The organism is Carboxylicivirga caseinilyticus, assembly GCF_050589785.1.
GTDB classification, from domain to species: Bacteria; Bacteroidota; Bacteroidia; order Bacteroidales; family Marinilabiliaceae; genus Carboxylicivirga; species Carboxylicivirga caseinilyticus.
In genome coordinates, this window is sequence record NZ_JBNGOX010000020.1 from 78,535 (window position 1) to 90,524 (window position 11,990).

Here is an 11,990-nt window from a genome sequence, read left to right on the forward strand (position 1 = left end):
AGCTATTCATTTTCGTTGGTTGATGATGGTCTGTTGAAAAACTGCCAAACAGGACTACAAACTGATGCATGTACTTCTTTGGCAAAATTTAGCATTCCTTCGTATCCGGCTAAGGCTTCCTTACGCTCATGATTATGATCGCAAAATCCTAAACCCAGTTTATAAGCTATGGGGCGTTCTTTAACACCTCCAATGAATAAGTCAACTCCTTTTTCTTTTACAAATTCTGATAACTCATTTGGATTTGAGTCATCAACAATCACAGTACCCTTGTCGCAAAGTTTGGTTAACAGGTTATAATCATCCTGGTTACCAGTTTGCGAACCCACTACTGCCGTTTCCATTCCCAGCAATCGCAATGCCTTTACAAGACTGATGGCTTTAAAAGCCCCTCCAACATAAATGGCAGCTTTTTTACCAGTTAATTTCTTTTTATATGGTTCCAGAGCAGGAATCAGCTCTTGTATTTCGTTTGAAACCAAAGTACGGGCTTTATTAAGCATCTCTTCATTTTTAAAGAAAGTTGCTACTTCGTACAAGGCTTCTGACATATCTTCTATACCAAAATAGGATACTTTTTTAAACGGAATACCGTATTTCTCTTTCATCTCTTTGGCCAGGTGCATCATTGAACCTGAACATTGCACAACATTTAAAGAAGCTTTATGAGCTTTACGTATTTCGTTTATTCTACCATCACCTGTTAGACATGTAATGATATTAACTCCTATTCTTTCGTAATAATCTTTCAAAATCCAAAGCTCACCAGCAAGGTTAAAATCACCTAAAATATTAATACTGTATTCAGGAGCTTCGTAATCATTATCGGTACCAACCAATGTAGATAAAGCATCACAAGCCGCTTTATATCCATCTTTTTTAGTACCCTTAAAACCTTCTGCCATTACAGGTATAACATCAATACCTTGCTCTTTTGATACTTCGCGACAAATAGCTTCCACATCATCGCCAATTACACCCACAATACAGGTAGAGTATACAAATGCTGCTTTAGGCTTATAGGCTTCAATAAGTTCTGTTAAGGCTTTCTTAAGTTTGGGTTCACCACCAAAAACTACATCCTTTTCTCTAAGGTCGGTTGAGAAACTAAGGCGGTGTAACTGAGGTCCTGATGACATTGCTCCACGGATATCCCAGGTGTAGGCCGCACACCCAATAGGGCCATGAATTAAATGTAAAGCATCAGCAATTGGGTAAAGTACTACCCTTGATCCACAGAAAACACAAGCTCTTTGACTAACACTACCTGCCAGACTTTTCTTTTCGCAGGCTACCTCATGCTTTGAGCTTCCTATGGTATGAATTTGATTATCTCTTTCTTTTATTAACCTTTCCATCGTCGTCATTTTTATAGGTTAATTTTCTTTTTATTTAACCGGTGAAGGAGCCCTTTTGAAATGTCAAGAGTAAATGGTGTAAATGCATTACAAAGGTCAATCAATAATAGAGAGAATGTTAAGCAGACACATTTCAAAATTTGTGGGCTATCTTCTTTCCGGTATTTTTTTAGTTTATTCAAACAAACTTTTTTGTTTGATGAGATAATGAATTGACGAAGAAAGGAAGCAGGAGACGAATATTTAAAAACTGGAATGTGTCATAAAAGGTAGAGAAAAACTTCTCCTGCTCCTCCTCATCAATGCATTATTAGTATTAGGCTCAAAAATTTGCAATTACATAACCAATTCTACTTTTTCATCAGGACAAGTAGCATCCTGGTAGCTCATGATCTCGTTAAGCATTTTTTCTAAGATACGGATACCACCCATGTAACCTAAAGTTGGGAAGTAACTGTGTCCAACACGATCAAGGATAGGGAATCCCATTCTAACGAAAGGAATGTTTTCATCACGAGCAATATACTTGCCATATGTATTACCCATTAACAAATCAACTCCTTCTTCTTTAATCCATTGGTGCAACAGGAACATATCAGCTTGTGGTCCATTTTTAAATTTAGCTTCCGGACAACGTTCGCTTAACAATGCGCTCATGCGTTTTTCGAATTTCTTACCAGGAGTACCAGATACAATGTATACAGGTTTCATATCCATATCTAATAAGAACTCAGTTAATGGAATTAATTGATCAGGATCGCCAAAAAGGGCTACACGCTTACCATAAAGATATTGGTGCATATCAGTGATTAAATCCATTAGTTTACCACGCTCGTCGCTGATTGATTCTGGTACAGAAACACCAGCTACTTTAGATAGCGCTTGAATGAAACGGTCTGTCGCCTTGATACCGATTGGTAAATCCTCCTGAGTAAAGGCTACTTTACAGCTGTTATCCAAAGCAATAGCGGCTTTATTCGTTGCCCATTCTCCAAGAGCTAAAGTATGAAGACTGTCACCCATACTTACCATTTCAGGAATGGTAGTTCCTCCTTTTGGATACATGGCGTATTTACCGGTCATTGGAGTATCCAAAACATCAGAAGTATCAGGTAACAATACATTGTTTACTTTCATCAAGCCCATGATACGCTTCAACTCTTTCATATCTGAAGGCTCTACCCATCCTGACAATAGGTTGATCTGATTGATCAGTTTATCAGTTTTTGTAGGGAAATATTTTACAATACCTTCTAACATGTTAGCGTAACCTGTAACGTGACTACCTACATAACTAGGTGTTGGAGCCTGGATTACATGCTTTCCTTCAGGTACCTTACCGTCAGTACGAGCTTTTGTAACGATTTGAGCAAGGTCATCACCAATAGTTTCTGATAAACAAGTTGAGTGAACAGCAATAATATCTGGCTCATAAATTTGGAAGATATTACCAATCGCCTGCAAAAGGTTACTTTGTCCACCAAATACAGAAGAACCTTCGGTAAATGAACTGGTGGCTGCCATTACTGGCTCTTTATAGTGACGTGTTAAAGCACTTCGGTGGTATGAGCAACATCCCTGAGAACCGTGGCTATGTGGTAAACATCCATGAATACCAAGGGCTGCGTACATGGCTCCAACCGGCTGACAAGTTTTAGCCGGGTTTACGGTTAAAGCCTTTCTTTCTTTTACTTTATCTGTTGTATGACGTAATAACATAATGTATCCTCCTATCCGTTAAAAGCGAAACTACCTACAATCTCTGGTTCTGATTTCCATGGTGCATCAACCATTTTCCAGATATCAGTACCCAACATTCTTTCCATTTCATTATAGAAGTTGATAGCACCTTCAAATCCGGCATATGGACCACCATAATCATAAGAGTGTAACTGCTTCAAAGGCACCCCTAATTTCTGAACCACATATTTTTCTTTAATCCCTGCACAGAACATGTCTGGCTTGTAGAACTCAATTAACTTTTCTGTTTCCCAATGGTTAACATCATCAATTACCAATGAATTCTTTTTCATTTCAGGCATCATTCCAACATAATCGCTGAATTCCATACCTTTTGCAACAGCCGCTTCTTTTTTAGCAACAAGATCGTCGCGGAAAAGCTCTTCATCTTTGGTAACAGTAATCTCTTCGATGTTACGTGAATCTGCATCAATTTTTATATCTGGAATCACGTGACGTCCTTCGTAGTCATCACGGTGAGCAAATTCGTAACCTGCTGATACGGTAGTAACTCCTAGCTCATTGAAAAGATCCTGGTAGTGGTGAGCGCGAGATCCTCCTACGAACATCATGGCTAGTTTACCTTCTGTTTTTGGCTTCACAGCTGCTTTAACAGCTTCAACTTTTGCCATTTCTCTTGCAATAATCTCTTCTACTTTAGCTGTTAGTTCAGCATCATCGAAGAACTCAGCTACTTTACGAAGTGACTTAGCAGTACCTTCAGCACTAATGAAGTTAACTTTGAACCATGGAATACCGTATTTTGTCTCCATCATCTCAGCGATGTAGTTGATAGAACGGTGACACATTACCAGGTTTAAGTCAGCAGTGTGCGAGTATTCCATACTTTTGATAGTAGAGTTTCCTGAGAAAGTAGATAATAACTCAATACCAGCTTCTTCGAATAAACGCTCTAATTCAAAAGCATCACCACCAATATTATATTCACCTAACAGGTTAATCTGGAATTTACCTTTACGATCGCGATCGTTAAGACCTACAACGTTTTTAAACACCTGGTTATTGGCAATATGGTGACCAGCAGACTGTGATACACCACGGTATCCTTCACAACTAAAACCAAAGATATTGATTCCGGTTTCTGCTTTCATTTCGCGAGCTACTGCATGAACATCATCACCAATCAAACCTACCGGACAAGTTGAGAATATACCTATCGCTTTTGGGTTGAAAATTTCCATTGCTTCGCGGATAGCATCTTTCAATTTTGCCTCTCCACCGAATACGATGTTCTCATCTTGCATATCAGTTGAGAAAGCGTACATCATGAAGTTATCTTCTCCCTCAGCTGGACGGGTTTGGTTACGACGGGTTAACCATGCGTAGAAACTACATCCAATTGGACCATGTACCAGGTTAATAATGTCTCTTGTAGGTCCTAAAACTACCCCTTTACAACCTGCGTAAGTACAACCTCTTTGAGTTATAATTCCAGGAATAGTACGAATGTTAGCCTGAATTTCTTGCTCCTCAGAAGGATCGTTAATTACCATCCCTTTCTTACGCTTCTTAGCAATTTTTGTAGGGTATTTTGCCAGGATCTCATCCATAAGTGGGGATGGATCAGGTAATCCTTTTGTGATATCTTTCTTTTTTACCATTGCACTCTTTTTTTAAATGTCCAACACTGAATCACCTCTTTCACCGGTTCTAACTCTGATGGATTCGCTAACTGGAAGAACGAATATTTTACCATCACCTGGAGAAGGAGTTTGATTGGCTTCGATAATTGTTTCAACACATGCTTCCACTTTATTATTAGGGATAATGATTTGGATTACCCTTTGTGGACGTAGACGCGGTTCTTTACCCAGTAGTTCCAGTGCCTCAGGAGTATCATTTTTAGCTCCCTCAATTACTTTTGCATCCCATAAGCCTTTACCTCTTCCAAAAACTTTTCCTGATGCTGTCATTGAAGTGATACCTGCATCTCTTAAAGCTCTTTTGGTTTCGTTCATCTTATCGATGCGAATTATGGCCATTACACATTTCATCTGCTTAGTTTTTTAATGGTCATATGAAACTTACCGAAATCAGTACTTTTCTTTAGCTTGTAAAGAGGAATTGTACCTGGCACCTCTTTCGGTTAGTTACATAGAATCAGGTTAATTGATTAAAGTTCCTTACTACCTCTACTGATAGTGTACGATTCGTCAACAGGAGAAATAAATATCTTACCGTCTCCGAAAGCACCTTTAGGCTCAGTGCGAGCAGCCTCCATAATTGTAGTAACTGCAAAGTCTTTATCTTCGTCTTTTACCACCATTATTAACATTTCTTTTGGAAGCTCATCATAGGTAACATCACCAATTTTGATTCCTCGCTGCTTACCACGACCTACAACAGGCATTTTTGTAACAGCTATGTAACCAGCTTCGAACAAAGCTTTTAACACTTTACTTGTTTTTTCTGGGCGAATTATCGCTTTTATCATTAACATAGTCGATTCTCTTTAGTAGTTATTTTGTCTGAGTTTAATTTAGCACAACCTGTAAAAGGTTTTTATTAGTTAGCGATACCGTAATCGATCAATAATTTCTCAAGCTCTTCAATTTCAAGAGGCTCAGGAATAACAAACATTTCGTTTGAATCGATTGCTTTTGCTAGTGCACGGTATTCGTTAGCTTGTGTATGCTCAGGAGCAAATTCAATAACAGTCTTTCTGTTAATCTCAGCTTGTTGAACCATGTTATCACGAGGTACGAAGTGAATCATTTGAGTACCGATTTGCTTAGCCAACTGCTCGATCATTTCTCTTTCGTTTTCAACTTTACGTGAGTTACAGATCAAACCACCTAAACGCACTGTACCAGCTTGAGCATACTTTTTAATACCTTTACAAATGTTGTTTGCTGCATACATTGCCATCATCTCACCTGATACTACAATGTAAATTTCTTCAGCTTTACCATCACGAATAGGCATCGCAAAACCTCCACATACAACATCACCTAATACATCATAGAAAGTGTACTCAGTTTCGAATTTCTCATCCCATGCACCTAATTGTTCCAATAGGTTAATTGAAGTAATGATACCACGACCAGCACATCCTACTCCTGGTTCCGGACCTCCTGATTCAACACAACGAACTTGTCCGTATCCTCTTTTTACTACATCATCCAATTCAACATCTTCACCTTCTTCACGAAGAGTATCCAATACAGTTTTTTGTGCCAAGCCACCAAGTAATAAACGTGTTGAATCTGCTTTAGGGTCACATCCAACTACCATTACGTTTTTACCCATTTCAACAAGACCGGCTACTGTGTTTTGAGTAGTGGTAGATTTACCAATTCCTCCTTTTCCGTAAATTGCAACTTTTCTCATGACTCTTAATATTTAATGGTTATTATTTGCAAGAGTCAAAGCACACAATGTGCCAATGACAAAAATCATGATATAAAGAACCATCTTAAAAAGATCCTATCTTATTGATATTCTGCACTATAAAATTTTGAAAATATTTTTTTGCTTTTTTGGCACGCACCTATTTTCCTACATTTATGTAGAAACCCTATTCTAAAGCAACATTTGAAGTAAAAAATATGCAATTATTTGATTACAACCCCCTTAAATATATATTCAATCCTTCAAAAAACACATTAATGTTACATTTAGTGTAAAAAACACATATATTATTCAGGATATATCAAAGGAAGATAGATTGAGTTTAACCTTATACAAGATAAACTTAAAGTGGCAGGCAAAATCAATAAACGAAAAGAGACTAAAAAATAATTTCACTGAATAGATCGGGATTTAATATAAAGAATATCAATATTTGAATATTATACATTACGCAAATAAAAAAGCAGATTAGATAATTAGTTGGATAAAACGCAATTTTGCAATAAGCAAGTAATGTATTACTTGCTTAATAATATAAGGTGTAAATTGTATTTACTATATAAAAATATGGAGGCATTAAGTAATATATCTTTAGTAATCTCCTTTTTCAAAAAGAAACCTAAAGATTTATGCAATGAGTTAATAAAAAAGTATAGCTAACTCTATAACGTTATTTTTCCATAATATATTCAGGATTAGCCGGTGACTTAAATCCAAATTGTTCATAAAACCCATGAGCATCAGCAGTAGCAAGGCGCCAACGCTTAACATTAATTAATTTTTCATCTTCCATTATTGCTTTCAATAAGTACTTACCAACTCCACAACCTTGATATCCGGGCAATATGAAAACGTCTAACAGCCAACCAAAAACAACAAAATCGGTAATAACCCGTGCGAAACCAATTTGCTTACAGTCTTTATAAATACCATAACATAACGAATTATTAATAGATTCCTGTATCATATCTTTTGTTCTATCCTGAGCCCAGTATGAGTCTTCAGAAAGATATTGAACAATCATATCTATATCTAATTCACTTTTCTCGGTTGAAATTGTATACATGTTTAGCTACCATAAGTATTCAACCCTATGGTAGTTTTTTAAAATTACATTGCAAGCTATATCAAAATCCTATCTCAACCAATCAAACTATAATCCACTGAACGGCAGCATCTACAGTTGAAAACGGTTTAATCTTTAGTTTACTTTCTTTCTCTGCTCCTAATGTTGGGTAAACAGTTGACTTAGGTTTATCACAAACAACAGCTAATTTTATAGAGTAAAAGCATTCATGCTGATTTAAATATGACATTAACAGTTTAAAGGAATTTAAATCCATTACCAAATCACACTCTGTAAGATTATTGATGACGCCTTTTAGCTGGTGCGTTAAAAGACTTTCATTTCGCAAATATTCCCAGGATCGTATAATCTCATTAACATCTACCTCACCTTTAAAATTACGTATAAGTATTGATTTAGAAAACCGGGAATGTTTCTGATATAAAATACTCATTTTATTAAGTTTAGGAAGGGTTTAAAAGCAATTCATAAACTTAATATAACATTTATTGATCAATACGTCAACAATCTATCTGTAAAAATAATATTCAATACAACTATTCTTATTTAAATTGAATAAAGAAGTCAACTAATCCAACCTAAGAAAACATTATTTTTTATCATTAAAGAAATACAAATAGTTAGAGGAATATTAATATTCTCAATCCTTGAATTATTCATCTTGTCAAACACGCATTTATTTAATTTAATAATATTTCTAGTGCTATATTTTCACCAATCAACTTTAATTTATTTTTGTCAATTAATTTGGCATAGGATTTGAGTTAACTTCAGTAGATTTTTTTTATAAATTTGAGTTATATAAAAAAGATGGCAGCAACGGCTACCATCTTTTTTATACTTTAATAACGCTTTTAAAATTTCTAAATTCATAAAATTATATTCTTTGATTTAGAATATTATAAATTGCTTCAGCCCAACTATTATCGGCGTTTAAACTTTCTGTAAATGCAAACTTCTCACCTCCTTTTTCCAAAAATAATTCTTTATACTGCTCACCAATCTCCAGTGTTGTTTCCAAACAATCCGCCACAAAAGAAGGCGACACAACCAATAAGTTTTTAATTCCTTTACTCGCCAATTGCTCAACCGTGACATCAGTGTAAGGTTTAATCCATGGCGATTTACCTAATCTGCTTTGAAAGGAAGTAGTAAAGGTATTCATATCCAAGGTAGCTCTTTCAGCAATTAACCTGGTTGTATTGAAACAAGCAGACCTATAACAATATCTTTTAACTTCATTTTTACGACTACAACTACATTCAGGCCAACTACAAAGATTAGAATTTTGTTTTTGTATATTTTCCAAGTGTCTTTCTGGTATACCATGGTAACTAAATAAAATATGGTCAGGTTTATATTTAATTACATCGTCACTCACCTTTTTTGCAAATGCATTAATATATTCAGAATCCTCATGGTAATCATTTATAAAATCAATAGATGGTATTACTTCCCATTTAGAGATAATTTCCATTACTTTTTGAGCAACAGAACCAATAGTAGCCGATGCATATTGAGGAAACAATGGAAAAACAATAATTCGGTCAACGGATTTATGTTTAAGTTTGTTTAAAGCAGATTCAATCGAAGGACTTTGATATCTCATTGCAAGCTCAACTTCAACATTAGCTGCATTCCGTATAAATAAATTCTGTACTTTCTCTTTTAATTCTTTTCCATAAACTAAAAGGGGTGATCCATTATCCAACCACAACTTTTCATATTCTATTGATACTTTTTTTGACCTAAATGGGGCTATTATTCCCCTAACTAATAAAAAACGTTTCCAATATGGAATATCAATAACACGACCATCCATTAGAAATTCGGCCAGATACTTCTTTACGTCTTTTCTGGAAAAACTATCAGGAGTTCCTAAATTAACTAATAATACACCTGTTTTTTTCATTAAATAATCTTTAAACAATATCATTCAAACGACTACCCGAGTATTTTGTTCAAATATTTATTTGATAAAATAAACAAAAAATACAAGCAAATACGATAATATAAAACAATAAATACTCTAGCAAAATTAGAGTAGAATAATCCTTTTAATCATTAATTCAAAATAAACTCTCAAACGTTATTTTGACATAAATTGTGATAAAAGTAAAAACCGGCAATCAATCCTTATTCGAGAAAATCAAAAACACTCCTTACATTTGAGAACTTTTTAAGGGGTTTAAATTTATATTTATTATAAATTAACTGTTTTAAGCTACAATTCAAAGGGGTTGTATCGAATAATTTGTATTTTTGACATATCTAATACAACCACGACAACAAAGCCTATGGAATTCAGATGTAGAAAAGTTGGTGATGAATGTTATGGATTCAAAGAGTTAACATTACTTTTTGATATCAGCCAGCGATTGCTTGAAAGTAAAGAATTAAATAATGACCTAACCCCCATTATGGCTTCTTTAGTAAAACACCTTAATGCAGAAAGAAGCTTTGTAACAATTTTTAACCGCGAAAATCAACAAATATTAATTAAAGCCTCTTATGGATTAAGCGAATCTCAAAAAGCAAGAGGAAAATACAATTTAGGTGAAGGTATTATTGGTAAAGTTGTTGAATTAGCAAAACCCGTTGTTATACCTGAGATATCTAAATCTAAATTATTTATCAATAAAACAAAAGCTGAACTTACCAAAAACGGACAAGAACTTACATATATATGTGTTCCATTATTGCTTGACAATATTGTATCGGGAGCTTTAAGTGTTATTAAAGTTTTTAACCCAAAAATAGAAGGGTCTGAAGACATCCAATTACTAAGCATCATAGGCTCCATGATTGCAAAAACAGCTCGTTACAAACAAGCTAAGATGGAGGAGCTTGAGCGTTTACGTGAAGAAAATAGAAATCTGCAGGATCAGATTAAAGAAACCAATCGGCATAATATCATCGGCAATTCTGGTAAAATGAAGGACCTGTTTGCCTTAGTTAACCGTGTTGCTCAAACTAACAGTACCGTATTGCTACGTGGCGAGAGTGGTATTGGAAAGGAGTTATTTGCCGAGGCCATTCACAATAATAGTAACAGAAAAAATAAAAACCTGATTAAGGTTAACTGTTCAGCATTACCTGAGTCGTTAATCGAAAGTGAATTATTTGGTCACGAGAAAGGTGCTTTTACAGGTGCTGACCAGCAGCGAAAAGGAAGGTTTGAACTGGCTCATGGAGGAACAATATTCCTGGATGAAATTGGTGATTTACCACTTCCAACACAGGTAAAGTTACTTCGTGTAATTCAGGAAAGAGAATTTGAGCGAATAGGTGGAACTGAAACAATAAAAACAGATGTTCGCATAGTAGCAGCTACAAATAGAAACCTGGAAGAACAAATTGAAAAAGGAGAATATCGTGAGGATTTATACTATCGTATCAATGTATTCCCAATATTCATACCCCCATTAAGAGAAAGACGTGATGATATTCCAATTTTGGTTGACCACTTTATAGATAAGTTTAACAAAAAGAATGGAAGAAGCATCAAACGAATAACAACTTCTGCCATCAATATGCTTATGGTACATCGCTGGCCGGGCAATATCCGTGAATTGGAAAATGTAATCGAAAGAGCCTGTATTATGTGTAAGGATGATGTAATTCATAGTTACGACCTACCTCCTACTCTTCAAACAGCCGACTCAACCAATACACAGATTGAAGGCGGTATGGTTCCTATAATAGAGCAAGTTGAAAAGCAATTAATACGCGATGCACTTACCACTACAAAAGGAAATATTACCAAGGCAGCAGAAGTATTACAAATTACTGAAAGAATGTTAGGTACTCGAATAAAAAAATACGAAATTGATGCCTGGAGATTTAAAGTTTAATTTGTAAAAATGAATACCAATTTATCAACTTACGAAATTGTAGATTTAACTAAGAAAGAGCATCAGAATGCTCTTTTCTTGCTTATGAATGCCTACATGCAAGACCCGATGGGTTCAGAAACCGTTTTAAGTGAAGATCTTTTTGAATTGATGAAAGAAGGTCTAAAAAAGCAAAGCAATTATTGCGGGGTCTTACTTAAAGAAGGTAATAACTATGTTGGTTTAGCCAATTGCTTTTATGCTTTCTCTACATTTAGAGCTGCCCCTCTTTTGAATATTCATGATTTTATTGTTCTTAAAAAAGAAAGAGGTAAAGGTTTTGGAAGAAAATTGATGAGTGCAGTTAAAGATGTTGCACTAAAAAATGAATGTTGTAAAATCACCCTTGAAGTCAGAACAGACAACCCTGTAGCTCAGAATTTATATTTAAGTGAAGGATTTGACAAAACGGATCCCGAATATTTATTTTGGCAATATATACTATAAAAAGAGGGTGTCCAAAAACGGATGCCCTCTTTTTTTGTTCATAATCAGTATTTTATCTTCTTAATTATTTGTTTATATGCTTGATATTTAGTA

The 11,990-nt window shown here is 35.1% G+C and carries 11 protein-coding genes; 2 read left to right on the top strand and 9 right to left on the bottom strand.

Annotation, left to right across the window (positions count from 1 at the left end; all coding sequences use genetic code 11):
- Positions 1 to 2 precede the first annotated feature (2 nt).
- The 9 genes from nifE to hemH form a co-directional block, all read right to left on the bottom strand.
- Positions 3 to 1,358, bottom strand: coding sequence for a nitrogenase iron-molybdenum cofactor biosynthesis protein NifE (nifE, locus tag ACRD62_RS11850; RefSeq protein ID WP_430820325.1), 1,356 nt, complete (start codon positions 1,356 to 1,358; stop codon positions 3 to 5).
- Positions 1,359 to 1,694: 336 nt separating this feature from the next.
- Positions 1,695 to 3,077, bottom strand: a complete 1,383-nt coding sequence (gene nifK / locus ACRD62_RS11855) for a nitrogenase molybdenum-iron protein subunit beta (protein WP_430820326.1) — start codon at positions 3,075 to 3,077, stop codon at positions 1,695 to 1,697.
- 11 nt (positions 3,078 to 3,088) lie between these two features.
- Positions 3,089 to 4,720 carry a nitrogenase molybdenum-iron protein alpha chain gene (gene nifD, locus ACRD62_RS11860; protein WP_430820327.1) on the bottom strand — a complete coding sequence of 544 codons (1,632 nt, stop codon included), beginning with the start codon at positions 4,718 to 4,720 and terminating at the stop codon, positions 3,089 to 3,091.
- A 12-nt stretch (positions 4,721 to 4,732) separates the two neighbouring features.
- Positions 4,733 to 5,113 carry a P-II family nitrogen regulator gene (locus tag ACRD62_RS11865; protein WP_430820328.1) on the bottom strand — a complete coding sequence of 127 codons (381 nt, stop codon included), beginning with the start codon at positions 5,111 to 5,113 and terminating at the stop codon, positions 4,733 to 4,735.
- A 119-nt stretch (positions 5,114 to 5,232) separates the two neighbouring features.
- The gene (locus ACRD62_RS11870; protein WP_430820329.1) at positions 5,233 to 5,553 is read right to left on the bottom strand and encodes a P-II family nitrogen regulator; all 321 of its coding nucleotides are present in this window, start codon (positions 5,551 to 5,553) and stop codon (positions 5,233 to 5,235) included.
- Between the two features lie 71 nt (positions 5,554 to 5,624).
- Positions 5,625 to 6,449 (bottom strand): nitrogenase iron protein, encoded by an 825-nt coding sequence (gene nifH, locus ACRD62_RS11875; RefSeq protein ID WP_430820330.1) that lies wholly within the window; start codon positions 6,447 to 6,449, stop codon positions 5,625 to 5,627.
- Positions 6,450 to 7,140: 691 nt separating this feature from the next.
- Positions 7,141 to 7,536: a GNAT family N-acetyltransferase gene (locus ACRD62_RS11880; protein ID WP_430820331.1), complete on the bottom strand. Its 396-nt coding sequence runs from the start codon at positions 7,534 to 7,536 to the stop codon at positions 7,141 to 7,143.
- 82 nt (positions 7,537 to 7,618) lie between these two features.
- Entirely contained in the window at positions 7,619 to 7,990 is a 372-nt protein-coding gene (locus ACRD62_RS11885; protein ID WP_430820332.1) for a hypothetical protein, read from the bottom strand.
- Positions 7,991 to 8,434: 444 nt separating this feature from the next.
- The gene (gene hemH / locus ACRD62_RS11890; protein WP_430820333.1) at positions 8,435 to 9,469 is read right to left on the bottom strand and encodes a ferrochelatase; all 1,035 of its coding nucleotides are present in this window, start codon (positions 9,467 to 9,469) and stop codon (positions 8,435 to 8,437) included.
- 385 nt (positions 9,470 to 9,854) lie between these two features.
- Between hemH and ACRD62_RS11895 the strand changes: the two genes are divergently transcribed.
- A complete protein-coding gene (locus ACRD62_RS11895) occupies positions 9,855 to 11,411 on the top strand; it encodes a sigma-54 interaction domain-containing protein (RefSeq protein WP_430820334.1) in 1,557 nt (518 codons plus the stop codon).
- A 9-nt stretch (positions 11,412 to 11,420) separates the two neighbouring features.
- Complete coding sequence (locus ACRD62_RS11900) at positions 11,421 to 11,897, top strand: GNAT family N-acetyltransferase (RefSeq protein WP_430820335.1); 477 nt, start codon at positions 11,421 to 11,423, stop codon at positions 11,895 to 11,897.
- Positions 11,898 to 11,990: the final 93 nt, after the last annotated feature.

What these genes read in the sequence shown, in the direction of transcription:
- nifE (WP_430820325.1), bottom strand. Translation starts at nt 1,358, where the DNA reads ATGGAAAGGTTAATAAAAGAAAGAGATAATCAAATTCATACCATAGGA.
- nifK (WP_430820326.1), bottom strand. Translation starts at nt 3,077, where the DNA reads ATGTTATTACGTCATACAACAGATAAAGTAAAAGAAAGAAAGGCTTTA.
- nifD (WP_430820327.1), bottom strand. Translation starts at nt 4,720, where the DNA reads ATGGTAAAAAAGAAAGATATCACAAAAGGATTACCTGATCCATCCCCA.
- ACRD62_RS11865 (WP_430820328.1), bottom strand. Translation starts at nt 5,113, where the DNA reads ATGAAATGTGTAATGGCCATAATTCGCATCGATAAGATGAACGAAACC.
- ACRD62_RS11870 (WP_430820329.1), bottom strand. Translation starts at nt 5,553, where the DNA reads ATGATAAAAGCGATAATTCGCCCAGAAAAAACAAGTAAAGTGTTAAAA.
- nifH (WP_430820330.1), bottom strand. Translation starts at nt 6,449, where the DNA reads ATGAGAAAAGTTGCAATTTACGGAAAAGGAGGAATTGGTAAATCTACC.
- ACRD62_RS11880 (WP_430820331.1), bottom strand. Translation starts at nt 7,536, where the DNA reads ATGTATACAATTTCAACCGAGAAAAGTGAATTAGATATAGATATGATT.
- ACRD62_RS11885 (WP_430820332.1), bottom strand. Translation starts at nt 7,990, where the DNA reads ATGAGTATTTTATATCAGAAACATTCCCGGTTTTCTAAATCAATACTT.
- hemH (WP_430820333.1), bottom strand. Translation starts at nt 9,469, where the DNA reads ATGAAAAAAACAGGTGTATTATTAGTTAATTTAGGAACTCCTGATAGT.
- ACRD62_RS11895 (WP_430820334.1), top strand. Translation starts at nt 9,855, where the DNA reads ATGGAATTCAGATGTAGAAAAGTTGGTGATGAATGTTATGGATTCAAA.
- ACRD62_RS11900 (WP_430820335.1), top strand. Translation starts at nt 11,421, where the DNA reads ATGAATACCAATTTATCAACTTACGAAATTGTAGATTTAACTAAGAAA.